Source organism: Micromonospora purpureochromogenes (genome assembly GCF_900091515.1).
Lineage (GTDB): Bacteria > Actinomycetota > Actinomycetes > Mycobacteriales > Micromonosporaceae > Micromonospora > Micromonospora purpureochromogenes.
On the sequence record NZ_LT607410.1, the window covers coordinates 1015039 to 1040579 of the forward strand.

General features: G+C 73.9%; 24 protein-coding genes. 17 read left to right on the top strand and 7 right to left on the bottom strand.

Features of this window, described 5'->3' with window-relative positions; translation table 11 throughout:
• Nucleotides 1-18: 18 nt before the first annotated feature.
• The 7 genes from GA0074696_RS04690 (at nucleotide 19) to GA0074696_RS04720 (ending at nucleotide 6969) form a co-directional block, all read left to right on the top strand.
• Nucleotides 19-996: a Rossmann-like and DUF2520 domain-containing protein gene (locus GA0074696_RS04690; protein ID WP_088959952.1), complete on the top strand. Its 978-nt coding sequence runs from the start codon at nucleotides 19-21 to the stop codon at nucleotides 994-996.
• Nucleotides 993-1841, top strand: coding sequence for a pantoate--beta-alanine ligase (panC, locus tag GA0074696_RS04695; RefSeq protein WP_088959953.1), 849 nt, complete (start codon nucleotides 993-995; stop codon nucleotides 1839-1841). The genes GA0074696_RS04690 and panC overlap by 4 nt, the downstream gene beginning before the upstream one ends.
• Before the next feature lie 34 nt (nucleotides 1842-1875).
• The gene (panD, locus tag GA0074696_RS04700) at nucleotides 1876-2301 is read left to right on the top strand and encodes an aspartate 1-decarboxylase (protein WP_088959954.1); all 426 of its coding nucleotides are present in this window, start codon (nucleotides 1876-1878) and stop codon (nucleotides 2299-2301) included.
• Between the two features lie 89 nt (nucleotides 2302-2390).
• Nucleotides 2391-3287 carry a septum formation family protein gene (locus tag GA0074696_RS04705; protein WP_088959955.1) on the top strand — a complete coding sequence of 299 codons (897 nt, stop codon included), beginning with the start codon at nucleotides 2391-2393 and terminating at the stop codon, nucleotides 3285-3287.
• Between the two features lie 73 nt (nucleotides 3288-3360).
• Nucleotides 3361-5055 carry an L-aspartate oxidase gene (locus tag GA0074696_RS04710; protein WP_088959956.1) on the top strand — a complete coding sequence of 565 codons (1695 nt, stop codon included), beginning with the start codon at nucleotides 3361-3363 and terminating at the stop codon, nucleotides 5053-5055.
• A 166-nt stretch (nucleotides 5056-5221) separates the two neighbouring features.
• Entirely contained in the window at nucleotides 5222-6118 is an 897-nt protein-coding gene (nadC, locus tag GA0074696_RS04715; RefSeq protein ID WP_088959957.1) for a carboxylating nicotinate-nucleotide diphosphorylase, read from the top strand.
• Between the two features lie 92 nt (nucleotides 6119-6210).
• Complete coding sequence (locus GA0074696_RS04720; RefSeq protein WP_088959958.1) at nucleotides 6211-6969, top strand: type III pantothenate kinase; 759 nt, start codon at nucleotides 6211-6213, stop codon at nucleotides 6967-6969.
• Nucleotides 6970-7006: 37 nt separating this feature from the next.
• Here GA0074696_RS04720 and GA0074696_RS04725 read toward each other — a convergent pair whose 3' ends face one another.
• Nucleotides 7007-7747 carry a class I SAM-dependent methyltransferase gene (locus GA0074696_RS04725; protein WP_088959959.1) on the bottom strand — a complete coding sequence of 247 codons (741 nt, stop codon included), beginning with the start codon at nucleotides 7745-7747 and terminating at the stop codon, nucleotides 7007-7009.
• A gap of 90 nt (nucleotides 7748-7837) precedes the next feature.
• Here GA0074696_RS04725 and lysS point away from each other — a divergent pair, with 90 nt between their 5' ends.
• From lysS to GA0074696_RS04740, 3 genes are all read left to right on the top strand, one after another.
• Nucleotides 7838-9346: a lysine--tRNA ligase gene (gene lysS / locus GA0074696_RS04730; protein ID WP_088959960.1), complete on the top strand. Its 1509-nt coding sequence runs from the start codon at nucleotides 7838-7840 to the stop codon at nucleotides 9344-9346.
• Between the two features lie 107 nt (nucleotides 9347-9453).
• Nucleotides 9454-9804, top strand: a complete 351-nt coding sequence (locus GA0074696_RS04735) for a histone-like nucleoid-structuring protein Lsr2 (RefSeq protein ID WP_172894171.1) — start codon at nucleotides 9454-9456, stop codon at nucleotides 9802-9804.
• A gap of 503 nt (nucleotides 9805-10307) precedes the next feature.
• On the top strand, nucleotides 10308-12839 hold the full coding sequence (locus tag GA0074696_RS04740) for an ATP-dependent Clp protease ATP-binding subunit (protein WP_088959962.1): 2532 nt from the start codon (nucleotides 10308-10310) through the stop codon (nucleotides 12837-12839).
• Nucleotides 12840-13044: 205 nt separating this feature from the next.
• Here the strand turns inward: GA0074696_RS04740 and GA0074696_RS04745 are convergent, their stop codons facing one another.
• Entirely contained in the window at nucleotides 13045-13947 is a 903-nt protein-coding gene (locus GA0074696_RS04745; protein WP_088959963.1) for an HhH-GPD family protein, read from the bottom strand.
• 96 nt (nucleotides 13948-14043) lie between these two features.
• Between GA0074696_RS04745 and GA0074696_RS04750 the strand changes: the two genes are divergently transcribed.
• The 3 genes from GA0074696_RS04750 (at nucleotide 14044) to GA0074696_RS04760 (ending at nucleotide 15952) form a co-directional block, all read left to right on the top strand.
• Nucleotides 14044-14556, top strand: a complete 513-nt coding sequence (locus tag GA0074696_RS04750; RefSeq protein WP_088959964.1) for a glycine cleavage system protein R — start codon at nucleotides 14044-14046, stop codon at nucleotides 14554-14556.
• Complete coding sequence (locus tag GA0074696_RS04755; protein WP_088959965.1) at nucleotides 14553-15116, top strand: peptide deformylase; 564 nt, start codon at nucleotides 14553-14555, stop codon at nucleotides 15114-15116. The genes GA0074696_RS04750 and GA0074696_RS04755 overlap by 4 nt, the downstream gene beginning before the upstream one ends.
• A 107-nt stretch (nucleotides 15117-15223) precedes the next feature.
• The gene (locus GA0074696_RS04760) at nucleotides 15224-15952 is read left to right on the top strand and encodes a hypothetical protein (RefSeq protein ID WP_088959966.1); all 729 of its coding nucleotides are present in this window, start codon (nucleotides 15224-15226) and stop codon (nucleotides 15950-15952) included.
• Between the two features lie 9 nt (nucleotides 15953-15961).
• Here the strand turns inward: GA0074696_RS04760 and disA are convergent, their stop codons facing one another.
• The 4 genes from disA to GA0074696_RS04780 all read right to left on the bottom strand — a co-directional run bounded on the left by disA (nucleotide 15962) and on the right by GA0074696_RS04780 (nucleotide 20564).
• A complete protein-coding gene (gene disA, locus GA0074696_RS04765; protein ID WP_088964357.1) occupies nucleotides 15962-17143 on the bottom strand; it encodes a DNA integrity scanning diadenylate cyclase DisA in 1182 nt (393 codons plus the stop codon).
• Between the two features lie 129 nt (nucleotides 17144-17272).
• The gene (gene radA, locus GA0074696_RS04770; protein ID WP_088964358.1) at nucleotides 17273-18730 is read right to left on the bottom strand and encodes a DNA repair protein RadA; all 1458 of its coding nucleotides are present in this window, start codon (nucleotides 18728-18730) and stop codon (nucleotides 17273-17275) included.
• Between the two features lie 88 nt (nucleotides 18731-18818).
• Complete coding sequence (locus GA0074696_RS04775; protein ID WP_088959967.1) at nucleotides 18819-19583, bottom strand: copper chaperone PCu(A)C; 765 nt, start codon at nucleotides 19581-19583, stop codon at nucleotides 18819-18821.
• Between the two features lie 141 nt (nucleotides 19584-19724).
• The gene (locus GA0074696_RS04780; RefSeq protein ID WP_088959968.1) at nucleotides 19725-20564 is read right to left on the bottom strand and encodes a UbiA family prenyltransferase; all 840 of its coding nucleotides are present in this window, start codon (nucleotides 20562-20564) and stop codon (nucleotides 19725-19727) included.
• Between the two features lie 45 nt (nucleotides 20565-20609).
• Between GA0074696_RS04780 and GA0074696_RS04785 the strand changes: the two genes are divergently transcribed.
• From GA0074696_RS04785 to GA0074696_RS04800, 4 genes are all read left to right on the top strand, one after another.
• Nucleotides 20610-21368 carry a methyltransferase domain-containing protein gene (locus GA0074696_RS04785; protein ID WP_088959969.1) on the top strand — a complete coding sequence of 253 codons (759 nt, stop codon included), beginning with the start codon at nucleotides 20610-20612 and terminating at the stop codon, nucleotides 21366-21368.
• A gap of 40 nt (nucleotides 21369-21408) precedes the next feature.
• Nucleotides 21409-22575, top strand: a complete 1167-nt coding sequence (locus GA0074696_RS04790; RefSeq protein WP_088959970.1) for an acyl-CoA dehydrogenase family protein — start codon at nucleotides 21409-21411, stop codon at nucleotides 22573-22575.
• A gap of 201 nt (nucleotides 22576-22776) precedes the next feature.
• The gene (locus GA0074696_RS04795; protein ID WP_088959971.1) at nucleotides 22777-23844 is read left to right on the top strand and encodes a type III polyketide synthase; all 1068 of its coding nucleotides are present in this window, start codon (nucleotides 22777-22779) and stop codon (nucleotides 23842-23844) included.
• 9 nt (nucleotides 23845-23853) lie between these two features.
• Nucleotides 23854-24480: a hypothetical protein gene (locus tag GA0074696_RS04800; protein WP_088959972.1), complete on the top strand. Its 627-nt coding sequence runs from the start codon at nucleotides 23854-23856 to the stop codon at nucleotides 24478-24480.
• A 64-nt stretch (nucleotides 24481-24544) separates the two neighbouring features.
• On the opposite strand, the gene GA0074696_RS04805 is transcribed toward GA0074696_RS04800, so the two are convergent.
• A complete protein-coding gene (locus GA0074696_RS04805) occupies nucleotides 24545-25282 on the bottom strand; it encodes a hypothetical protein (protein ID WP_088959973.1) in 738 nt (245 codons plus the stop codon).
• Between the last annotated feature and the right edge of the window lie 259 nt (nucleotides 25283-25541).

Here is a 25541-nt window from a genome sequence, read left to right on the forward strand (position 1 = left end):
GAGGACTGGATCGTTGCCATGAGCGCACCGCTGCGCCCGCGTTCGGCCGCCCCGCGTGAGGCCGCCGTTCCCGCGGGCGGCGCCCCTGCCGGCGCCCCGCCCGTCTTCCCCCGCACCCTCACCGTCGGCGTCATCGGCGCCGGTCGGGTCGGTGCGGTGCTGGGCGCGGCGCTCGCCGCCGCCGGCCACCGGGTGGTCGCCGCCTCCGGCGTCTCCGGGGCCGCGAAGGCCCGGATCGCGCTGCTGCTGCCCGGCGCCCGCAACCGCTCGGCCACCTCGGTCGCCCGCGCCGCCACCGACCTGCTGCTGATCGCCGTCCCGGACGACGCGCTGGCCGGCGTGGTCGCCGGGCTGGCCGAGACCGGGGCGCTGCGCCCCGGCCAGGTGGTCGCCCACACCTCCGGCGCGCACGGCCTGACCGTGCTGGCCCCGGCCGCCGCCGTCGGCGCGCGCCCGCTGGCGCTGCACCCGGCGATGACCTTCACCGGTACGCCCGACGACCTCGGCCGGCTGGCCGGCATCTCGTACGGGGTGACCGCCCCGGCGGAGCTGCGCCCGCTCGCCGCCCGGCTCGTCGCCGACCTGGGCGGCGTGCCGGAGTGGGTCGGCGAGGCGGACCGCGCGCTCTACCACGCGGCGCTGGCGCACGGCGCGAACCACCTGGTGACCCTGGTCAACGAGGCGGCCGACCGGCTGCGCGACGCCGGCGTGGCCCAGCCCGAGAAGGTGCTGGCCCCGCTGCTGCGGGCGGCCCTGGAGAACGCGCTGCGGCTCGGCGACGACGCGCTGACCGGCCCGGTGTCCCGGGGCGACGCGGGCACCGTGCGACGGCACCTGGACCGGCTGGCGGAGACCGCCCCGGAATCGGTGGCCCCCTACCTGGCGTTGGCACGACGGAGCGCGGATCGGGCGATCGCGGCCGGTCGGCTGCGGCCGGTGGACGCCGAGTCGCTGCTCGACGTGCTGGCCGGGATCCATCGGGAGGTGGCGGCATGACGGAGCTGGTGCACACCCGGGCCGAGCTGGCGAAGGCGCGGGACGGACTCAAGGGCACCGTCGGCGTGGTGATGACCATGGGTGCGCTGCACTCGGGGCACGAGACGCTGCTGCGGGCGGCCCGGGAGCGGGCGGACCACGTGCTCGTCACGATCTTCGTCAACCCGCTGCAGTTCGGGCCGAACGAGGACTTCGACCGCTACCCGCGCACCCTCGACGCCGACCTGGAGATCTGCCGCCGGGCCGGGGCCGACGTGGTGTTCGCCCCCACCGTGTCGGACATGTACCCGGACGGGCAGCCGGCGGTCCGGGTGAACCCGGGGCAGCTCGGCGAGGACCTGGAGGGGCAGAGCCGGCCCGGCTTCTTCCACGGCGTGCTGACCGTGGTCATGAAGCTGCTCCAGCTCACCCGCCCCGATCTCGCCTTCTTCGGTGAGAAGGACTACCAGCAGCTCACCCTGGTCCGCCGGATGGCCCGCGACCTGGACGTCCCGGTGGAGGTGGTCGGCGTGCCGACCGTCCGCGAACCGGACGGGTTGGCCCTGTCCAGCCGTAACCGTTACCTCTCGCCCGACCAGCGGCAGGCCGCGCTGAGCCTGTCGGCCGCGCTGCGGGCCGGCGCGACCGCCGCCGAGCAGGGCCGGGACGCCGGGGAGGTGCTGGCCGCCGCGCACCGGACGTTCGCCGCGGTGGGCGCCGACGCCCGGCTGGACTACCTGGTGCTCACCGACCCGGACCTGGAACCGGGTCCGGTGGCCGGCCCGGCCCGGCTGCTGGTCGCGGCCTGGGTGGGCGACACCCGCCTGATCGACAACATGGCGATCCGACTCGCCCCTCGCTCCTGACCACCTGACCACCACACCGCTGGAGAGGCGACCGATGTTCCGGATCATGCTCAAGTCGAAGATCCACCGGGCCACGGTGACCCAGGCCGACCTGCACTACGTCGGCTCGGTGACCGTGGACCAGGATCTGCTCGACGCCGCCGACCTGCTCCCCGGCGAGCAGGTGGCGATCGTGGACGTGACCAACGGGGCCCGGCTGGAGACGTACGTCATCCCCGGCGAGCGGGGCAGCGGGGTGATCGGCATCAACGGCGCGGCGGCGCACCTGGTGCACCCCGGCGACCTGGTCATCCTCATCTCGTACGGTCAGATGGACGACGCCGAGGCCCGCTCGTACCGGCCCCGGGTGGTGCACGTCGACGCCGACAACAAGGTCGTCGACCTGGGCGCCGACCCGGCCGCCGTGGCTCCCGGCACCGCCGGCGACCCCACCCCCAGCCCGCTGGCCGTGGTGGGCTGAGCGCACTTCCGGTCTGTCACCGGAAGGTCATTGTTGGTTACCCTGGGCGGACCGTCGGGATCGACGGTCGTCGGCTGGGGGAGGCCGCGATGCGCCGTGCGATGACGAGACCGGTCGCCGCGTTCGCCGCGGGGGCCCTGCTGGCCGGCTGCGCCGCCACCGCCGGGGTCGACGGGGACCTCACCGACGACTGGGCCGCCCCGGCGGCTGCCGGGCCGTTCACCCCCGAGGCCGGCGTCTGCCAGGTCGGCGACTTCACTGACACCGTCGCGCTGGACGCGTACGCGCCGGTGGACTGCGCCGTGGCGCACCGGGTGGAGACGGTGCACGTCGGGGCCTTTTCGGCCGGCCGGGCGGACCCGCCCGCCACCGGCTCGCCCGACCTGCGTGGCGCCTTCGCCAAGTGCGACGCGCACGCCACCGGGTACGTCGGTGACGACTGGCGCGCCGGCCGGCTGCGGCTGGCCGTGGCGCTGCCCACCCGTCCCGGCTGGGCGGCCGGCTCCCGCTGGTACCGCTGCGACCTCAGCGAGTTGACGACCGTCGAGGCGGCGGCCGCCGTGGTGACCCGCACCGGCAGCCTGCGGGACGCCCTGAAGGGCCCGTCGGCGCTGCGCCTGGGCTGCCAGCGCAGCCGCACCGGCAGCGGCCGGGGCGTGCAGGTGCTGCTCCCGGCGGAGTGCGCCACCGCCCACGACGCCGAGTTCGTCGGCGTGTGGAAGGCGCCCGACCGGCCGTACCCGACCCGGGACGCTGACTGGCTGCCGCTCTACGCCGGCTGCCGCAGCGTCCTCGCCCGGTACGTCGGCGTGCCGGACGACGCCGACCTGCGCTTCCGCAGCGGCGTGGTGGTCCGCCCGCCCGGTGCCGGCCGCTGGCGGGCGGGTGACCGCGGCGTCCGCTGCCACCTCTGGCTCAGCAACCGGACGGTGACCGCCTCGCTCAAGGGCGCCGGCCCGGCCGGGCTGCCCGTCCGGACGAGGTAGCGGACGCCGTAGTCCAAACCACTCGTCGTGCCCCCGCCGCCCGGGATGAGGGGCGTTCCGGTTGACTGTGCTCATGGACCTTCCGACCGTCGACCTACCGGCCCTGCCCCGACTGCTGGCCGCGCCCGCGCCCGGCTGGGTGGAGACGACCGACGTGATCGTGGTCGGTTCCGGGGTCGCCGGGCTCACGGCCGCGCTGCACCTGCGCGAGGCCGGCCTGCACGTCACGGTGGTCACCAAGGTCAACATCGACGAGGGCTCCACCCGGTGGGCGCAGGGCGGCATCGCGGCGGTGCTCGACCCGACGGACACCCCGGGCGCGCACGCCCACGACACCGAGATCGCCGGCGTCGGGCTCTGCGACCCGGCGGCCGTGCGGGTGCTGGTGGAGGAGGGGCCGACCCGGCTCCGCGAGCTGATGCGCATCGGCGCGGAGTTCGACCGCAACCCGGACGGATCGCTGATGCTCACCCGGGAGGGCGGGCACCGGGCGGACCGGATCGTGCACGCCGGCGGCGACGCCACCGGCGCCGAGGTGCAGCGCGCGCTGCACGCGGCGGTCCGCCGCGACCCGTGGATCCGCCTGGTCGAGCACGCCCTGGTGCTGGACCTGCTGCGCGCTCCCGGCGACGGCCCGGACGGCCTCGGCCCGGCCTGCGGCATCACCCTGCACGTGCTCGGCGAGGGCAGCGAGGACGGCGTCGGCGCGCTGCTGGCCCGGGCGGTGGTGCTGGCCACCGGCGGGATGGGGCAGATCTTCTCGGCGACCACCAACCCGGCCGTCTCCACCGGCGACGGGGTGGCCCTGGCCATGCGGGCCGGCGCGGCGGTCACCGACGTGGAGTTCGTCCAGTTCCACCCGACCGCGCTGATCGTGCCGCAGGCGGCCCGGGTGGCCGGCGCCGGCCTCGCCCAGCAGCCGCTGGTCTCCGAGGCGCTGCGCGGCGAGGGCGCCCACCTGGTCGACGGTGACGGCAAGCGGTTCATGGTCGGCCAGCACGAGCTGGCCGAACTGGCCCCCCGGGACGTGGTGGCCAAGGGCATCCACCGGGTGCTGCTGGCCACCGGCGCGGACCACGTCTGGCTGGACGCCCGGCACCTGGGCGGCGACTTCCTGGCCGGGCGGTTCCCCACCATCGTCGCCTCCTGCCTGGCCATCGGTGTGGACCCGGCCACCGACCTGATCCCGGTCGCCCCGGCCGCCCACTACGCCTCCGGTGGCGTCCGGACCGACCTGCACGGCCGCACCTCCATCCCCGGCCTGTACGCCTGCGGCGAGGTCGCCTGCACCGGCGTGCACGGCGCCAACCGGCTGGCCAGCAACTCGCTGCTGGAAGGGCTGGTCTTCTCCCGCCGGATCGCCGAGGACATCGCCGCCGGGCTGCCCGAGCAGGCCAGGCCGGCGGAGACGGGCGCGTGGGTGGGCGGCGAGGGCTGGGTGGTGCCGGCCGAGGGCACGTCGGCGCTCCAGCGGGCGATGACCCGGGGCGCCGGGGTGCTGCGGTCGGCCGCCACGCTGACCGGGACCGCCGCCGTCCTGGGCGAGCTGGGCCTGGGCCGGGGCACTCCGCGTACCGCCGACTGGGAGGCGACGAACCTGCTCACCGTGGCGTCGACCCTGGTCGCCGCCGCGTACGCCCGCCAGGAGACCCGGGGGTGCCACTGGCGGGAGGACTTCCCGGCCGCCGACGAGCGGTGGCGGGGCCATCTGCTCGGTGCGGTCGGTGCGCAGGGTCGGTTGACGTCCCGGTGGGAGGAGTTGGCGTGAGCGCGAGGAGTGAGCCGGTCTTGCGAGCCCCGCAGTCGCGAACGAAGGTGGGTCCGGTGAGCGCGAGGAGTGAGCCGGTTTTGCGAGCCCCGCAGTCGCGAACGAAGGTGGGTCCGGTGAGCGCGAGGAGTGAGCCGGTCCTGCGGGCGCGAATCGAGGGGGACGCGTGAGGGAGTCGACCGAGCGGGCGTTGCGGGCCGGTGGCCTGGACCCGGCGCAGGTGCGGGCGGTCGTCGTGGGGGCGCTCGCCGAGGACCTGGGGCCGGACTTCCTCGACGTGACCAGCGTGGCCACCATCCCCGACACCCAGACCGACACCGCCGACGTGGTCGCCCGCGCCGACGGGGTGGTGGCCGGGCTGGCCGTGGCCGCCGCGGCCTTCGAGCTGGTCGGCGAGGTGACCGGTGCGGACCGTACCGTCGAGGTCTCGCTGGTGGCCCGGGACGGGCAGCGGGTGGCGCGCGGCGACGTGCTGGCCACGGTGACCGGCCCGACCCGGCTGCTGCTCACCGCCGAGCGCACGGCGCTCAACCTGCTCAGCCGGATGTCCGGAGTGGCCACCCACACCCGGGCCTGGGCCGACGCCCTGGCCGGTACGAAGGCGATGGTGCTGGACACCCGCAAGACCACCCCGGGCCTGCGCGCCCTGGAGAAGTACGCGGTGCGCGCCGGCGGCGGCACGAACAAGCGGATGGGCCTGCACGACGTCGCCATGATCAAGGACAACCACAAGTTCGCCGCGGGCGGCATCGCGCCCGCCTTCCGCCGGGTCCGGGAGGCGTTCCCCGACGTGCCGGTGCAGGTGGAGGTCGACACCGTCGCCGAGGCGGTGGAGGCGGTCGAGGCCGGTGCGGACTTCCTGCTGCTGGACAACATGACCCCGGAGACGCTGCGGGAGGTGGTCGCCCGGGTGGGCGACCGGGCGGAGCTGGAGGCGACCGGCGGGCTCACCCTCGCGGTGGCAGCCGAGTACGCGGCCACCGGTGTGGACTTCCTGTCGGTGGGTGCGCTGACCCACTCCTCGCCGATCCTGGACATCGCGCTGGACCTGCGGACGCGGTGAGCCTGGGCGCGGTGGGCCCGGCGCGGTGGGCCGGGCCGGGCGGCCGGCGGCTCGGCGGGTTCGACCCGCCGGGCGGCGTCTAGGCTTCGCGTGTGCTGCTCTGCATCGACATCGGAAACACCAACACCGTGCTGGCGACCTTCGACGGCGACAAGCTGGTGCACTCCTGGCGGATCAAGACCGACGCCCGGTCCACGGCGGACGAGCTGGGTCTGATGTTCCGCGGGCTGCTCGCCGGTGACGCGGTGGAGATCACCGGGGTGGCGGCCTGCTCCACGGTTCCGGCGGCGCTGCGCTCGTTGCGGTCCATGCTGGCCCGCTACTACGCCGACCTGCCCAGCGTGATCGTCGAGCCGGGGGTGCGCACCGGCGTCCAGCTCGCGATCGACAACCCCAAGGAGGTCGGCTCGGACCGGGTGGTCAACACCCTCGCCGCCTACACCCTCTACGGCGGTCCGTCGATCGTGGTCGACTTCGGCACCACCACGAACTTCGACGTGATCAGCGGCCGGGGAGAGTTCCTCGGCGGTGCCTTCGCCCCGGGCATCGAGATCTCGTTCGACGCCCTGGCCGCCCGGGCCGCCCAGCTGCGCAAGGTGGAGGCGACCAAGCCCCGGTCGGTGATCGGCAAGAACACCGTCGAATGCCTCCAGTCCGGCCTCTACTTCGGCTTCGCCGGGCAGGTCGACCGGATCGTCGAGCGGATGGCCGAGGAGTTGGGCGAGGTGAAGGCGGTGATCGCCACCGGCGGGCTGGCCTCGGTGGTGATCGGCGAGTGCCGCACGATCACCCACCACGAGCCGATGATCACCCTGATCGGCCTCCGGATGGTCTACGAGCGCAACACCTGACCCCGGGCGTCGCCGCGGTCGGGCGCCGCCCGGGGGCTCAGCGCCGCCGGGCCCGGAAGACCAGCGTCCGGTACGGCAGCTCGACCGTCTCCCGCCCGGCCAGATCGGGGTGGGTGGCGAACAGTTCCCGCAGCTCCGAGTCGACCCGCTGCCGTTGCCGGGGCGTGGCGGTCAGCCAGTTCGAACGGGTACGCAGCATGCCGAGGACCTCGTCCGGGGTCAGCGTGACCCGGTGGGCGAACTCGCCCAGTTCGACCGGGCCGAAGGCCGGACCGAAGTCGGTGATCTTCTCGGTCAGGTCGCCGGCGTCGTCGTGGAGCTCGGCGATCCGGTCCAGCTCGGCCACCCAGCCGACGCTGCCGTCCCGGGTGTTCCAGATCGGGGCGAACGTCCCGCCCGTCCGGAGCACCCGGGCGATCTCGGCGTGCGCCCGCTCCTTGTCGAACCAGTGGTAGGCCTGCCCCACCAGGACCGCGTCGGCCGTCCCGTCCGGCAGCGGCACCGACTCGGCGCTGCCGGCCAGCGCGGTGCTGCCCGGGGTGGCGGCGGCCAACTGGGCCCGCATGCCCGGATCGGGCTCCACCGGCAGCACCTCGTGGCCCAGGTCGAGGATCGCGCGACTGAGGATGCCGGTGCCGGCGCCGAGGTCGACCACCCGGGCCGGCGCCTCGACGCTCGCCAGGGCCCAGCGGACGGCGGCCTGCGGATAGCGGGGCCGGAACCGGTCGTAGTCGGTGGCGGCCGCCCCGAAGGACAGCGCGTGAGTGGGGTCGGTCATGAGCGGCAGGTTATCCCGTAACGGCGACCTGGGCGCTTGAGTACGCTCGGGGGCTGACCCCGCCGATATCTCCTTTCTGAGGACAGTGCCGTGACCGAGCAGAACGCCGTGCCAGTGGATCCCGCCGACGACCTTCCCGAGCAGATGAAGGTCCGCCGGGAGAAGCGGGACCGGATGCTCGCCGAGGGCATCGAGCCGTACCCGGTGGGTTTCCCCCGGACCAGCACGCTGGCCGAGGTCCGCGCGAAGTACGCCGAGCTGCCCACCGACACCGCGACCGGCGACCAGGTCTCGGTCACCGGCCGGGTGATCTTCGTACGGAACACCGGCAAGCTCTGCTTCGCGACGCTGCGCGACGGCGACGGCACCGAACTCCAGGCCATGCTCTCCCTGGACCGGGTGGGCGCCGAGCGGCTGGAGGACTGGAAGCGCCTGGTCGACCTCGGCGACCACGTCGGGGTGACCGGTGAGGTGATCACCAGCCGCCGGGGCGAGCTGTCCGTGCTGGCCCAGGAGTGGGCGGTCACCGCCAAGGCGCTGCGCCCGCTGCCGGTGGCGCACAAGCCGCTGAGCGAGGAGGCCCGGGTCCGCCAGCGCTACGTCGACCTGGTCGTCCGCCCGCAGGCGCGGCAGATGGTGCGTACCCGGGCGGCGGCGGTGCGCAGCCTGCGCGATTCGCTGCACGGGCAGGGATTCATCGAGGTCGAGACCCCGATGCTGCAGTTGCTGCACGGCGGGGCGGCGGCCCGCCCATTCGTGACCCACAGCAATGCGTTGAACACCGACCTGTATCTGCGAATCGCGCCGGAACTGTTTCTCAAGCGGGCCGTGGTCGGCGGCGTCGACCGGGTCTTCGAGATCAACCGCAACTTCCGTAATGAGGGCGTCGACTCTTCGCACTCGCCGGAGTTCGCGATGCTGGAGACCTACCAGGCGTACGGCGACTACGACACGATGGCCGAGCTGACCCGCAATCTGGTGCAGCAGGCGGCGATCGCGGTCAGCGGCTCGACCGTGGTGACCCACGCCGACGGCCGCGACTTCGACCTGGGCGGCGAGTGGCGCTCGGTGACGCTGTTCGGGGTGCTTTCCGAGGCGCTCGGCGAGGAGGTCACGGTCCGCACCGAACGGTCCCGCCTGGTGGAGTACGCCGACAAGGTGGGACTCGCCGTGGACCCGAAGTGGGGGCCGGGCAAGCTGGCCGAGGAACTGTTCGAGGAACTGGTCGTGCCGGGCCTGCAGGCCCCCACCTTCGTGCGCGACTACCCGGAGGAGACCAGCCCGCTGACCCGGGCGCACCGCAGCGAGCCGGGGCTGGCCGAGAAGTGGGACCTCTACGTCCTCGGCTTCGAGCTGGGCACCGCGTACTCGGAGCTGGTGGACCCGGTGGTGCAGCGGGAGCGGCTGGTCGCCCAGGCGCAGTTGGCCGCCCGCGGCGACGACGAGGCCATGCGGCTGGACGAGGACTTTCTGCGCGCGATGGAGTACGGAATGCCGCCGGCCGGCGGTATGGGAATGGGAATCGACCGACTTCTGATGGCGCTGACCGGTCTCGGAATTCGGGAGACCATCCTCTTCCCGTTGGTCCGCCCGGAGTGAGTCGGAAGCTTCTCCGGCTCGTTACCGCATCCTATTGACGGGTCGAGCGCCGCGCAGGTTATTGTGCTTCTATTGCAGGAGCACCCTGCTCGAAAGGAATGTGGGACGTGGCCAAGCAGATCATTCACAAGCTGGTCGATGACCTGGACGGCGGGGACGCGGACGAGACCGTCAAGTTCGCCCTCGACGGCGTTCAGTACGAGATCGACCTGTCGAACTCCAACGCCGAGAAATTGCGCGACGTATTCGCGCCGTACGTGGCGGCGGGCACCCGGGTCGGTCGTGGCGGCGTGGTCGTGGGTGGCCGGGCGGCGCGGGGCCGGGGCGGCGCCACCGCCGACCGCGAGCAGAACAAGGCGATCCGGGCCTGGGCCAAGAAGTCCGGCAAGGAGATCTCCGACCGGGGCCGCATCCCGCAGGAGATCGTCGACGAGTACCACTCCAAGGCGGGTCACTGACGCCAGCGCCAGCGCCAGGGGCGACACGACGCCGGGCCGGAGCACCACTCCGGGCCGGCGTCGCCGTTTACCCGGCCCGTGGGGCGCCGGGGCCGGATGTGCTGGCTGTGATGAACGGGGCGGGGCGGCCCGGAGTTGCCTCGTGCGGCACCGGCGCGGCGGGGCCCAGCGGGCGGGAAGATTCCCGCCGGGGGCGGCGTTGTCCACAGGCGGTGGAGAATCTGTCCACAACCTGTGGACGAGCCACCGGTCCGCCGGGGAGCTTCCGCACCCGAGGCGAATTTCGCTCTGCGCGTACAGGTCGGGGTCCCGGAACACCTCCTGAGCGCGGATGGTTGTTCAAAACGACGTCAGAACGGCTCATCGCGAGGACACACGACCTCAGCGGAGTCGGTCGGCGGCGATAGAGTAAGGAGGCACGGACGCCCGTCCCGGACGTCCGCGCACCGGCCCCGCCAAGATCTAGAACATCAAGGCGCACGGCACGTGAGGAGCACGAGGGCATGTTCGAGCGGTTCACCGACCGAGCGCGACGGGTTGTCGTCCTGGCCCAAGAAGAGGCCCGGATGCTCAACCACAACTACATCGGTACGGAGCACATCCTGCTGGGCCTCATCCACGAGGGTGAAGGCGTCGCGGCAAAGGCCCTGGAGAGCCTCGGCATCTCCCTCGAGGGCGTCCGCCAGCAGGTCGAGGAGATCATCGGCCAGGGCCAGCAGGCGCCGAGCGGGCACATCCCGTTCACGCCGCGGGCCAAGAAGGTGCTGGAGCTGTCGCTGCGCGAGGCGCTGCAGCTCGGCCACAACTACATCGGCACGGAGCACATCCTGCTCGGTCTGATCCGCGAGGGTGAGGGCGTCGCCGCCCAGGTGCTGGTCAAGCTCGGCGCGGACCTCAACCGGGTCCGCCAGCAGGTGATCCAGCTGCTCTCCGGCTACCAGGGCAAGGAGCCGGCCGCGGCGGGCGCCGCGCCGGGTGAGGCCGCGCCGTCGACCAGCCTCGTGCTGGACCAGTTCGGCCGCAACCTGACCCAGGCCGCCCGCGAGGGCAAGCTCGACCCGGTGATCGGGCGCGAGAAGGAAATCGAGCGGGTCATGCAGGTGCTCTCCCGCCGTACCAAGAACAACCCGGTCCTGATCGGTGAGCCGGGCGTCGGCAAGACCGCCGTGGTGGAGGGGCTGTCCCAGAAGATCATCAAGGGCGAGGTGCCCGAGACGCTGAAGGACAAGCAGCTCTACACGCTGGACCTCGGCGCCCTGGTCGCCGGTTCCCGCTACCGCGGTGACTTCGAGGAGCGCCTGAAGAAGGTGCTCAAGGAGATCCGCACCCGCGGCGACATCATCCTGTTCATCGACGAGATCCACACCCTGGTGGGTGCGGGTGCCGCCGAGGGCGCGATCGACGCGGCGAGCATCCTCAAGCCGATGCTGGCCCGTGGCGAGCTGCAGACCATCGGCGCGACCACTCTCGACGAGTACCGCAAGCACCTGGAGAAGGACGCCGCTCTCGAGCGCCGCTTCCAGCCGATCCAGGTGGGTGAGCCGTCGCTGGCCCACACCATCGAGATCCTCAAGGGTCTGCGCGACCGGTACGAGGCGCACCACCGGGTGAGCATCACCGACGCAGCCCTCGTGGCAGCCGCGACCCTGGCCGACCGGTACATCTCGGACCGCTTCCTGCCGGACAAGGCGATCGACCTGATCGACGAGGCCGGTGCCCGGATGCGGATCCGTCGGATGACCGCGCCGCCAGACCTGCGCGACTTCGACGAGCGCATCGCCCAGGTGCGCCGCGACAAGGAGTCCGCGATCGACGCGCAGGACTTCGAGCGCGCCGCCCAGCTGCGTGACAAGGAGAAGCAGCTCCTCGGTCAGAAGGCGCAGCGGGAGAAGGAGTGGAAGGCCGGTGACCTGGACGTCGTCAGCGAGGTCGACGACGAGCAGATCGCCGAGGTGCTCGGCAACTGGACCGGTATCCCGGTCTACAAGCTGACCGAGGAGGAGACCTCGCGCCTGCTGCGCATGGAGGACGAGCTGCACAAGCGCGTCATCGGCCAGGAGGACGCGGTCAAGGCGGTCTCGAAGGCGATCCGGCGTACCCGGGCCGGCCTGAAGGACCCGAAGCGTCCGTCCGGCTCGTTCATCTTCGCCGGCCCGTCCGGCGTGGGTAAGACCGAGCTCTCCAAGGCGCTGGCCGAGTTCCTGTTCGGCAGCGAGGACGCCCTCATCCAGCTGGACATGTCCGAGTTCCACGACCGCTACACGGTCTCCCGGCTGGTGGGTGCCCCTCCCGGCTACGTCGGGTACGACGAGGGTGGTCAGCTGACCGAGAAGGTGCGGCGTCGGCCGTTCTCGGTGGTCCTCTTCGACGAGATCGAGAAGGCCCACCCGGACGTGTTCAACACGCTGCTCCAGATCCTGGAGGACGGTCGGCTCACCGACGGTCAGGGTCGGATCGTGGACTTCAAGAACACGGTCATCATCCTGACCACCAACCTCGGTACCCGTGACGTCGCCAAGGCGGTGTCGCTGGGCTTCCAGGCCTCTGAGGACTCCGAGTCGAACTACGACCGGATGAAGCAGAAGGTCAACGATGAGCTCAAGCAGCACTTCCGGCCTGAGTTCCTGAACCGGATCGACGACACCATCGTCTTCCACCAGCTGCGTGAGTCGGAGATCCTCTCGATCGTGGACATCATGATCCAGCGGATCGAGGGCCAGCTGCGCAACAAGGACATGGGCCTGGAGCTGACCGACAACGCCAAGAAGTACCTGGCGAAGAAGGGCTTCGACCCGGTGCTGGGCGCCCGTCCGCTGCGTCGCACGATCCAGCGCGACATCGAGGACAACCTCTCCGAGCGGATCCTCTTCAACGAGCTGACCCCGGGTCAGATCGTGGTGGTGGACTGCGAGGGCGACCCGGAGAACATCGACAAGTCCAAGCTGGTCTTCCGCGGCTCGGACCGGCCGGCCGAGGTGCCGGACGCCGTTCCGGCCGACCTCGGTGGCGCGGCCACCGCGGGGGCGGACGAGTAAGGACGACAGCACGAGGGCGGCGGCCCCGGACGGCGAGAGCCATCCGGGGCCGCCGCCTTTGGCGTGCCGATCCCTGCGCGACCGGCCAGGCTACCGTCCGCTTCGCGGCGGGTAGCGGTGTCCGGGACGCACGACCCGCGACACGCCGCAAACGGAGTCGATCACCCGGCCTCGGGCGGTCGGGCCCCCCGACGCGGAGGTGGAGTCAGGGGAGGGGGAGTGGAGCGGGGCCGTCGCCGACCAGGCGGAAGGCGGCCTCGCCGACCGGTTCCACCAGCCCGTCGGTGACCAGCCCGGCCAGCGCCCGCGCCCGCTGCACGTCGTCGGTCCACACCTGGTCGAGACGCTGGTGCGGGACCGGGCCGGTGGCCTCCCGGAGCACTCCGAGCAGCAGCCCGCGCACCTGCCGGTCGGTGCCGGCGTACCGCTGGGGGCGTCGGGTCGGGCCGGCGGGCGCCTCCTGGCCGGAGGCCCGCCACGCGCAGACCGACTCGACCGGGCAGACCGGGCAGCGCGGCGAGCGGGCCGTGCACACCACCGCGCCGAGTTCCATGAACGCCGCACTGGCCAGCGCGGCGGCGGCCGGTTCGAGCGGCAGCAGCTCCTCGCAGGCGACCAGGTCGGCCGGTCGGGTGGCCGGTCCGGCGTCCGGCTCGCCGGCCACCGCCCGGGACACCACCCGCCGGACGTTGGTGTCCACCACCGGGTGCCGCTGCCCGTACGCGAAGGCCGCCACCGCCCGCGCCGTGTACGTGCCGACGCCGGGCAGCGCCAGCAGCTGGTCCAGCTTGTCGGGCACCTCGCCGCCGTGCCGTTCCACGATCGCCACCGCGCAGTCGCGCAGCCGTACCGCCCGACGGGGGTAGCCGAGCCGGCCCCACATCCGGATCGCCTCGGCCGGCGTGTCGGCGGCCAGCGCGGCTGGATCGGGCCAGCGGTCCAGCCAGGCCCGCCAGGCGGGCAGCACCCGGACCACCGGGGTCTGCTGGAGCATCACCTCGCTGACCAGGATCGCCCAGGCGCCGACCCCGGGTTCGCGCCAGGGCAGGTCGCGGGCGTTCTCCTCGTACCACCGGCTGACCAGGGTGGCGAAAGTCGGTTCAGTCATCGCGTCGCCGATGATGTCACGCGGGACGGTCCCGCTGGATGGGCGACCCGGGCGGGGCGACGCGGCCCGCCGGCGCGGATCGTGCAGAATGCCCGGATGAACGAGCTCGCGATCACCGTCATCGGCCGGGACCGGCCCGGCATCGTGGCCGACGTCGCCGAGGTGCTCGCCCGGCTCGGCGCGAACCTCACCGACTCCACCATGACCCGGCTGCGCGGTCACTTCGCGATGACCCTGATCTGCGTCGGCCCGGCCGCCGCCGAGGTGGAGGCCGCCCTGGCCCCGCTCGCCGCCGACGGCCAGCTGCTGGCCACGGTACGCGCGGTCACGCCCGACGGGGTGGCGGCGCGGGCCGGGGAGCCGTACGTGATGGCGGTGCACGGCGCGGACCGGATGGGCATCGTGGCGGCGATGACCCGGGTGCTCGCCGACGCCGGCGGCAACGTGACCGACCTGAGCACCCGGCTCGCCGGTTCGCTCTACGTGGTGGTGGCGGAGGTGGACCTGCCGCCGGGCAGCGCGGACGAGCTGGCTGGACGCCTTGCGGCCACCGCCGCCGAGCTGGGCGTCGAGGTGTCCCTGCGGCCGGCCGACCCGGATCTGCTGTGAGCGAGGAGGACTACGCCGGCCTCGGCGACTGGACTCCGGAGACGCTGGCCGTGCCCGGCGAGGTACGTCAGGTGGTCGCCGCTCCGCACCCGGTGCTGAGCCGGCCCGGTGGCGCGGTCGACCCCACCGCGGTGGAGACCGTCCAGCTGGCCGCCGACCTGATCGCCACCATGCGCGTCTCGCCGGGCTGCGTGGGGCTGGCCGCCCCGCAGGTGGGCGTGGGCGCGCAGGTGTTCGCCGTGGACGTCACTGGTCACCCGAAGGCGGTCACCGTGCACGGCACCTTCGTGCTCTGCAACGCGCGGGTGGTCGAGGCGACCCGGTGGAAGCCGGGGCGGGAGGGCTGCATGTCGGTGCCGGACCTGACCGGGGACGTGAAGCGGGCCAGTCGGCTGGTGGTGGAGGGCGACCTGCCCGGCACCGGAAAGCCGGTGCGGCTGGTCACCGACGGCTTCGAGGCGCGCGCGCTGCAACACGAGATCGACCACTGCTCGGGGCTGCTCTTCCTCGATCGGGTCGCCGGCGCACACGCCGTCTACCAGCGCAAGGTCTACCTGTGACCGGCCGCCGCCGGCTGTCGTGAGTGGAGGGTGCAGGCGGTGATCGGGTCGGTGTCCGGCGCGTCGCGACGGGTGGGAGTGCGGTGCGCCGCTACGGTGGGGGCATCATGCGTCTGACGGTCGGTCCCCTGCCATCCGCCGTGTACTGGCGGCGTCGCGCCGTCGTGCTCGGAGCGGGGCTTCTCTTCCTGATTGTCCTGCTCTATTCCTGCAACCAGTCGGGGGACACCGCCACGACATCGGGGGCCGGCTCCACCCCGACGTCGCCGGCCGTCGATCCGGCGCCGACCGGTTCGGTGTCCGCCTCCGGGTCCGCCGCACCGACGGCCACGCCGGACGCGCCGGACTCCGGGGGCGGTCCGGCCGGTGACCCGGGTACGACCACCGCGCCGCCGGCCGCGCCGCCCGTCGTGCCCGCCGGCCCGGCCGTGGTCGACGACGGCACCTGCACGGACGCCGAGCTCAGCGTGACCTCGCAGGCGCTCCCGTCCGAGGTGCGTCGGGGCGCCCTGGTCGATCTGACGCTGCGGGTCAAGAACACCGCCCAGCGGACCTGCAGCCGAGACGTCGGCGCCGACCTCCAGGAGCTCTACGTCAAGCGGGGTGCGGAGAAGGTGTGGTCGTCGGACACCTGCGGCACCGGCAAGGGCTCGGATGTGCAGTCGTTCACCCCGGGCTTCGAGCGCTCCTACCAGCTCACCTGGAACGGCAAGGACGTCAGCCGGTGCGCCGGCGGGGTGGCCGCCGGTCCGACGCCGCCCGCCGGGACGTACCAGGTCTTCGCCCGGGTCGGCACCAAGCTCAGCGAGCCCGTGAAGCTGGTCATCACCGGCTGACCGGACCGGTCAGACGTACCGCTCCAGGATGGACGCCTCGGCGAGCCGGGAAAGCCCTTCGCGTACGCCCCGGGCCCGGGCGTCGCCGACCCCCTCGACGGCCTGGAGGTCCTCCACGGTGGCGCCGAGGAGCCGCTGGAGACTGCCGAAGTGCACGACCAGCCGGTCGACGATCGCCACCGGCAGCCGGGGCACCTTGGCCAGCAGCCGGAAGCCGCGTGGGCTGACCGCCGCGTCGAGGGCGTCGGAGGCGGCCGGGTAGCCGATCGCCTTGGCCACCGAGACCAGGTCGATCAGTTCGGTGGCACCGAGCAGGTCCAGCTCGACCAGTGCCTCGTCGAGGGTGCGCGACTTGCGGCCGGTGGGCAGGTAGTCGCGGATGACCAGGGTGCGGTCGGCGTCCACGCCGGCCATCAGCTCGTCGAGCTGCAGGGCGAGCAGCCGGCCGTCGGTGCCCAGCTCGACCACGTATCCGGCGATCTCGTCGGCGATCCGGCGGACCATCTCCAGCCGCTGCACCACCGCGACCGCGTCGCGGACGGTGACCAGATCCTCGATCTCCAGCGCGGAGAGGGTGCCGGAGACCTCGTCCAGGCGGAGCTTGTAGCGCTCCAGGGTGGCGAGCGCCTGGTTGGCCCGGGACAGGATGGCCGCCGAGTCGTCCAGGACGTGCCGCTGGCCGTTGACGTAGAGGCTGATGATCCGCATGGACTGGCTGACCGAGATGACCGGATAGCCGGTCTGCCGGGCGACCCGCTCCGCGGTGCGGTGCCGGGTGCCGGACTCCTCGGTCGGGATGGACGGGTCGGGCATCAGGTGCACGCCCGCCTGGACGATCCGGGTGCCGTCGCTGGAGAGCACCACCGCACCGTCCATCTTGCACAGCTCGCGGACCCGGGTGGCCGAGAACTCGACGTCCATCGGGAAGCCGCCGGTGCAGATCTGGTCGACCACCTTGTCGTAGCCGAGCACGATCAGGGCGCCGGTGCGGCCCCGCAGGATCCGCTCGAGGCCGTCGCGCAGCGCGGTGCCGGGCGCCATCAGGGCGAGGTTGGCGCGCAGCGGATCGCCGGCGCTCCCGGCGCCCCCGGTCACGCTCACGCTGATCGTGCGGGCGGGCGAGCCCACGGCACCGGTGCGGGCGTGGGGTGTCGCGCCGGCAGGCTTGGTGGTGTCGCGGTCGATCGGCACGCGCACAGTCTACGGACTGCCGTGCGGTGGGTGCTGTCGTGGTTACTGTGATGTGTCACGGCATCGGATTCCTGAAGTGCTGGGCTGTCCGGTATGGCCCGCCCGGTCCGGCCCGGCGGCCACCGTCGGTCATTCGGCGGATGCGCGGGCGACACACTGCAGCGCCGAGCGCACGTCCGTGACCTCCATCACTCGCATGTTCTCCGGGCCCGCCCCGGTGCTGCCCGGCCCGCAGCCCTGTGGCACCAGCGCCACCCGGAAACCGAGCCGGGCCGCCTCCGCCAGCCGGCGGGGGACCGCGCCCACCCGGCGCACCTCGCCGGTCAGCCCGACCTCGCCGATCGCCACCAGGTTGGGCGCGATGGCCAGGTTGAGCCCGCCGGACGCGACGGCCAGGGCGACGGCCAGGTCGGCCGCCGGCTCCACCACCCGGATGCCGCCGACGGTGGCGGCGAAGACCTCCCGGTCGTGCAGCGTCAGCCGCTCGGTGCGGCGCTGGAGCACGGCCAGCACCATGGCCAGCCGGGCGGAGTCCAGCCCGGAGACCGTCCGCCTCGGCGAACCGGCCACCGTCGCGCCGATCAGCGCCTGCACCTCGGTGACCAGGGCCCGCCGCCCCTCCATCGCGACCGTCACGCAGGTGCCGGGCACCGGCTCCGAGTAGCGGGTCAGGAAGAGCCCGGACGGGTCGGCGAGGCTGCTGATGCCCCCCTCGTGCATCTCGAAGCAGCCGACCTCGTCGGCGGCGCCGAACCGGTTCTTGACGCCCCGGACCATCCGCAGCGACGAGTGCTTGTCGCCCTCGAAGTGCAGCACCACGTCGACCAGGTGCTCCAGCACCCGGGGACCGGCGACCTGGCCGTCCTTGGTGACGTGGCCGACCAGCACGGTGGCGATGCCGCGCTCCTTGGCGACGGCGACCAGGGCGGCGGTGACCGCCCGGACCTGGGTGACCCCGCCCGGCACTCCCTCGGTGCCGGTGGTGGAGATGGTCTGCACCGAGTCGAGCACCAGCAGCCCCGGCTTGACCGCGTCGAGGTGGCCGAGCACCGCGCCCAGGTCGCTCTCGGCGGCCAGGTAGAGCTGGTCGTGCAGGGTGCCCATCCGCTCGGCGCGCAGCCGGACCTGGCTGACCGACTCCTCGCCGCTGACCACCAGGGAGGGGCTGCCGGCGCCGGCGGCCCACTGCTGGGCCACGTCGAGCAGCAGCGTCGACTTGCCGACCCCGGGCTCGCCGGCGAGCAGCACCACCGCGCCGGGCACGAGGCCGCCGCCGAGGACGCGGTCCAGCTCGCTGACGCCGGTGGGCCGGGCCCGGGCGGGGGCGGCGCTGATCGTGGCGATCGGCCGGGCCGGCTCGGCCGGCAGCCGGGAGCTGACCACCCGGCCGGAGACCATCGGCCCGGTCACCGTGCACTCGACCACCGAGCCCCACTCGCCGCACTCGGGGCAGCGCCCCACCCACTTGGGCGGCTGGTGCCCGCAGGCGTCGCACTCGTAGGCCGGGCGGGGCTCGCGGGCGGCCCGGCCGCGGGAGGCGCCGGAGGCGGCGCCACCCCGTGCCGGGGTCGATCGGGAGGTGGTCACCACAGGACGCTAACCCCCTGGTACGACGAAAACACCGCCGGCGTGGTGGTCACCACGCCGACGGTGTCGACAGTTCCGTGCGGGGGGATCAGCCGCCGTGGCCGGAGCCGCCCTCCTCGCCACCGCCCTCGTAGCCGCCCTCGCGCTCGATGATCGGGGAGACCGGGGCGGCCGGGGTCAGCGGCACGCCGATCGGAGCGCCGGTCTGGATGGTCCGGCCGTTGCCGAAGTCGAAGGTCAGGTTGACCTGCTGGCCGACGCGCAGCGCCTCGGTCAGCCCGACGAGCTGCAGGTAGCGGCCACCCTGCACGTTGAGCTGCACGTAGCTCAGCGCCGGGATCTCGAAGCGGGCCGGCTGGCCGGCCGGGGCCGAGGGGCCGGCCGACGCGCTCTCCGACGGGCTGGCCGAGGCCGAGCCGGACGGCGATGCGCTCTCGGACGGCGACGCGCTCTCAGCGGGGGAGGCGCTCTCCGACGGCGACGCGCTCTCCGACGGCGCGGTGCTCTCCGGCGGGGGCGTCGAGCCCGGCCTGCCGATGATCACGACCTCGCGCGCGCTGTCCGTGGTGACGGTCACGGTCACCGGGTCCCGCGTGTCGTTGTAGATCACGGTGTTGAGCGCGGCGTTCGCGCCGGTGCGCAGGCCCTGGGTGCCGGGGTACTCCACGTAGAGGCCGCGCACCTTGTAGGCGTTGTCCGGAGTCTGGACGTTGATGCCCTGGATCGACGGCTCCTTGTTGGAAGTCTCGGCCACCTGGCCGGCTCCGCATCCCGTCGCCAGCAGGGCGGTCGCCGCCGCCATGCCGGACAGCAGCAGGGCCGCCCGCCGGGAACCCCTGATCGAGCGCGTCACGTCGGTCCTCCTCGTCACGATCCCCACCCGGCCGTACCCCGGGCGCGGGGTGGTCATACCCGCGCAGACCGCGCTCCAGGGTAGTTGGGGCTGATCGACGGCCGCACGGCGACCCGGTATTGCCACCTGGCCGGGGGCCGGTCAGATCACCCGACCGCTGGCGACCAGCAGCACCACATCGATCAGGGCCACCACCAGCACCGCCCGGAAGGCCGTCACCGGCCGTCCGCCGGCTCCGCTCGCGGCGCGCCCGCCGTACCAGCCGAGCGCTGGCACCACGGCGGCGGCCGCCACGGCCGACAGGCCCAGCCACGACGGCGGCCCGGGCGGCCCGACGACCAGGACGACCGTCGCGGCCAGCAGCAGCGCGGCGGCGGCGAGCCGGCTGCCCGCCGGCCCGAGCCGGTGCGGCAGCCCGCGCACCCCGGTGCGCGCGTCGTCGGCGAGGTCCGGCAGGACGTTGGCGAAGTGCGCCCCCGCGCCGAGGCAGGCCGCGGCGGCGACCAGCCACGCCGGTGGCGCGGGCGCGCCGGGCAGGGCCAGCACCACGAAGGCGGGCAGCGTCCCGAAGGACACCGCGTACGGCAGCACGGAGACCGGGCTGGACTTCAGCGGCCAGTCGTAGAGCAGCGCCGAGACCAGGGCGATCGTGACCCAGAGCGCCGCGGTCGGGTTGGTGGTCAGCGCCAGCAGCGGGGTCGCCAGGGCGGCGAGCACCGCGCCCACCGCCACCGTGCGCCGGCTCACCGCGCCCGCGGCGACCGGCTTGTCGGTACGCCCCACCGCGGCGTCCCGCCCGGCGTCCAGCGCGTCGTTGGTCCAGCCGACGGCGAGTTGGCTGGCCAGCACCGTCGCGGTGACCGCGGCGACGCCGGCCGGGGAGTGCCCCGCCCCCCACGCGAGCAGACCGGAGACCGCGGTGACCGCCGCGGCCGGCTCCGGATGGCTCGCCCTGACCAGCCCTAACACCGTCGGCGACATAAGGGAAGTCTGGTCGTTACCGGGGAGTCGTGCCACGCTCGGTCCATGCGGAACGGTCCCGTGTCCACTCCGCCCCGCGTCCTGCCTCCCAACGACCCCCGCCAGTACGACGACCTGGCCGGCGAGTGGTGGCGACCGGACGGCGCGTTCGCCATGCTGCACTGGCTGGCGCGGTCCCGCGCCGCCCTGGTGCCGCCCGCCACCCGGCCCGACGCCCTGCTGGTCGACCTGGGCTGCGGCGCCGGGCTGCTCGCCCCGCACCTGGCCGGCAAGGGCTACCGGCACGTCGGGGTCGACCTGACCCGGTCCGCGCTGGCGCAGGCCGCCGCGCACGGGGTGACGGTGGTCAACGGCGACGCCACGGCGGTGCCGCTGGTCGACGGCTGTGCCGACGTGGTGGCCGCCGGCGAGCTGCTGGAGCACGTACCGGACTGGCGGCGCGTGGTGGCCGAGGCGTGCCGCCTGCTGCGCCCCGGTGGCCTGCTGGTGCTGGACACCCTCAACGACACCGCGCTGGCCCGGCTGCTGGCGGTACGCATCGGGGAGCGGCTGCCGACGGTGCCCCGGGGCATCCATGATCCACGGTTGTTCGTGGACGCCCGGGAGCTGGTGGCCGAGTGCGCGCGGCACGGCGTACACCTGCGAATCCGGGGGATCCGGCCGAGCCTGCGCGGGACACTGGCCTGGCTCGTCCGGCGGGCCCGCGGCCGTCCTTCCGGGACGGTCGACGGGCGGCAGCCCCGGATGAGGCCGACCCGGTCGGTCGCCGTGCTCTACCAGGGACACGGGGTGTGGCACGGGTAACCGGAGCGCGCGGGGGTACAGGGACGCAGGAGGGGGCGACATGACGGTGAACGCGCTGGCGGCGGCCCGCCGGTTGGCGCCGCGGTTCGCCGCGCGGGCGGCACGGCACGACCGGGACGGCTCGTTCCCCGTCGACGACTTCGCCGACCTGCGCGAGGCCGGTCTCTTCGGGCTGATGGTGCCGCGCGAGCTGGGGGGCGCGGGCGGCACCTTCGCCGAGTACGCGACCGTCGCCACCGAGCTGGCCCGGGGCAACGGCGCGACGGCGCTGGTGTTCAACATGCACGCCTCGGTCACCGGCGCGCTGGGCGCGGTCACCGAGGAGCTGGCCGAGGCGTTGGGCGTACCGGACGAGGCGCTGGCCGCCCGGGACCGCCTGCTCCGCGCGGCGGCCGAGGGCTCCTGGTACGCGGTCGCGATGAGCGAACGCGGCGCGGGTGCCCGGCTGTCCCAGCTCAGCACGGTCTACGAGCCGGTCGACGGCGGCTGGCACATCAAGGGCAGCAAGACCTTCTGCTCCGGCGCCGGGCACCCGGACGGCTATCTGGTGGCCGCGCGCAGCGCCGCCGACCAGTCGATGGTCTCCCAGTTCCTGGTGCCGGCCGGCGAGGGGCTGACCGTGGAGCCGACCTGGGACTCGCTCGGCATGCGGGCCACCTCCTCGCACGACCTGCACCTGGACGTGACCGTCCCGGCGGACCGGCTGCTCGGCGGGGTGGAGGGCCTGGCGCTGGTGGTGGCCCAGCTGATGCCGCACTGGCTGGTGGCCAGCTACGCCGCCGTCTACGTCGGGGTGGCCCGGGCGGCGGTGGACGCGGCGGCCGAGCACCTGAACGCCCGCGACCTGGCCGGCCTGCCGGCGGTACGGGCCAGGTTGGGTCGGGCCGACGCGGCGGTGGCGGCGGCGCAGCTGGTGGTGGCGGAGGCGGCCCGCCGGGTCGACGAGGCCCCCGGTGACGCCGAGACCAACCGCTGGGTCTGGCGGGCCAAGCTGCTCGCCGGCACGACCGCGGCCGACGTGGCGGCGTCCGTGCTGGAGGCGGCCGGCACGTCGGCGACCCGACGGGGTCATCCGCTGGAGCGGCTCTACCGGGACGCCCGCTGCGGGTCGCTGCACCCCGCGACCTCGGACGTCTGCGCGGACTGGCTCGGCATCGCGGCGTTGGGCGGGGACCCGGATCGCGACGGATCGACCCCTCGTTGGTGAGGGCGAGGAGTTCGCCGGGGTTGCGAGCCCCGCAGCCCGAACGGAGGGCGGCACGGTGAGGGCGAGGAGTTCGCCGGGGTGCGAGCCCCCGCAGCCCGAACCAAAAGCGGCACGGGTGAGGGCGAATAGTTCGGCGAGGGTGGTCGTTCCTGGGGCGGGGGCGGTCGCCGGGCGTGCAGTCGTGGACGAGAGGTGGGGGACATGGCCGTACCAGTGATCGCGGGGCTCGGTACGGCGCAGCCGCCGGGGGCCGCACAGGACGAGCTCTGGGAGGGCTTCTTCTCCCGGCACTTCTCCGGCACCACCCGGGCGCTCGCCGAGCGGATCTTCGCCAACTCCGGGGTGACCCGCCGGCAGGCCGCGGTCAACCCGCTGCTGGAGGACGTCTCCGAGTGGCCGACCGAGCGCCGGATGCGTCGCTACCAGGTCGAGGCGCTGCCGCTGGGCAAGGAGGCGGTGGGCCGGGCGCTGACCTCGGCCGGTCTCGCCGCCGGCGACATCGGGCTCTTCGTGGTCTGCTCCTGCACCGGGTACGCCACGCCGGGGCTGGACATCCTGCTCGCCCGGGACCTGGGCATGGCCCCCGACACGCAGCGGATGTTCGTCGGGCACATGGGCTGCTACGCCGCGCTGCCCGGGCTCGGCGCGGCGGCCGACTTCGTCACCGCGCGGGGGCGGCCGGCGCTGCTGCTCTGCGCCGAGCTGACCAGCCTGCACATCCAGCCGGCCAGCGCCCGGATGGACACTCAGCAGATCGTCTCGCACGCGCTCTTCTCCGACGCCGCGGTCGCCGCGGTGGTGGTCCCCGGCGCGGCCGGTCCCGGATCGCCCAACGGGTACGCGCTGCGCGAGGTCACCTCGATCACCGACACCTCGACCGCCGACCACATGACCTGGGACGTCACCGACACCGGTTTCCGGATGGGCCTGTCGCCGAAGGTCCCGCAGGTGCTCTCGACCCACGTGCGGGGGCTGGTGGACGACCTGCTGGCCCGGCACGGCACGGGCATCGCCGAGGTGGACGGCTGGGCGGTGCATCCGGGCGGCCCGCGCATCCTCAACGTGGTGGAACGCGAGCTGGCGCTGCCGCCGGAGGCCCTCGCCGCCTCCCGGGCCACGCTGGACGAGCACGGCAACTGTTCGTCCCCGACGGTCCTGCTGATCCTGGACCGGCTGGTGCGGGCCGCCGTGCCGCCGCGGCGGATCGTGATGCTGGCCTTCGGGCCGGGCCTCACCCTCTACGCCGCCCTGCTGGACCGCCGCGGTTAGGCTCGCCGGATGGACGACCGGGCCGACGACCGGCTGCGCGGCGGACTGCTGGCGGCGGCCACCCTGCTCGCCGTGGCGGTGGGTGGCGGGTGGTGGTGGGCCAACTCGCCGGCCACCGGCCCGCACGGGGTGGCGCTCGGCGCGAGCGCGGCACCGCGCGGTGTCGTCCCGTCCCGATCCCCGCAGACCCTCGACGAGGTGCTCGCCGCGAACCCCGGCACGGCCGTCCGGGTCCACATCGACGCCGAGACCGGCCGCGTCATCGAGGCGACGGAGCTGCCGGGCGAGGCCGGCGACCTGGCGCTGCCCGGGTTCACCGACACCCTCTGGCGGGAGCACATGACGTTGGCCCCGGGCGAGGAACCGGTACGCCGGGAGTCGCTGGTCGACGGGGCGCGGCAGCTGTTGCAGTACCGCTGTACCGGCCCGGGCGAGCTGCTGATCTCGATCATCCGGGGCCCGAACATGGACACGTCCCAGACCAACTGCGACGGTGAGCTGGGTGAGCTCGAGCTGCCCGAATGGATGGAGCCGGGGGACGCCCCGCCCGAGCAGCCGCTGCTCAACCGGGTCGAGTTCTCCGCCGTCGGTCCGCGGCCGGTCCAGGTGGAGGCGCAGCTCGTCGCCGTCCCCTGAGCCGAGCTGCCCGGTCGCGTCGGGTGATCGGCCGTGCCGTCCGTGAAGGACCGCGACGCAGGGGTCAGCGGACCAGGCGGGCGAGGTCGGCGCGGTAGTCGCCGGCGATGGCCAGGTCGGGGATCACCCGCTGGACCGTGCCGGAGCGGTCGACCAGCAGGGCGGTGGCGGTGCCGGGGCGGGGGCCGAGGTGCAGCGCCGCCCGTACGCCGCCGGCGGGGTCGGCGAGGGCGCGTACCGGGCCGCCGGGAACGGGGTCGGGGCCGACCGTACGGCCGCCGGTGACGGTGACCACCGAGACGCCGGCGGGTGCGGCGGCCGCCGCCGCGGCGACCTGTTCGGCGCAGGCACAGGCGTCCACCAGAATGATCATCGCGGGCAGCAGCCGCCGCAGCGGCACCGGCGACTGGCCGGCGTCGACCAGGTCCAGCGCCGGCAGCGGCCGGCCGGTCAGCGTGCCGGGCGAGGCGGCCGACGGGAACGGCAGGACGGTCGGCCGCTCGGTGCCCCGGGGTGAGCGGGGCCAGGTGACGGCGAGCAGGCCGCCGATGGTGGTGAGCAGGGCCACCACCAGGATCAGCACGGGCAGGGCGAGGGGTGGCCCGCCGTCGGCGCGCGGGGTCAGGCCCAACCGCTGGCGCCAGCGCGCGCCGGAGGCCCGGCGCCGCAGCTCGCGACGGAGCTGCTCGGCCTCCTCGGCCAGCGCCGACGCGTCGTCCGGTACGACCACCCGACCCCACTCCGGAGGCAGGTCGGGCAGCCCGTCGGACGGGCCGTGGCCCTCTGCGTCAGGCATGCCCATCGGACCCCCGGGGAAGTGGCTCGTGAGCGGACAGCGGTACCCCTCCAGCGTCCCGCACCGCCCCCTCCTGCCGCCAGACCTGGGCGGGCCGGGCGCTGCCGGGCTACCATGGGAAAAGCGCATAGCCCGAGAAATCCACGCTCCGATCACCCGTACCGGGTTGTCATCCGTTCGTCACGGAGCGTGCTCAAACCATCGGTTTGACTGCCTGTCAAGCTGAAGAAATACCTCTCACAGGGCCCCTGAGCTGCGCCAACGG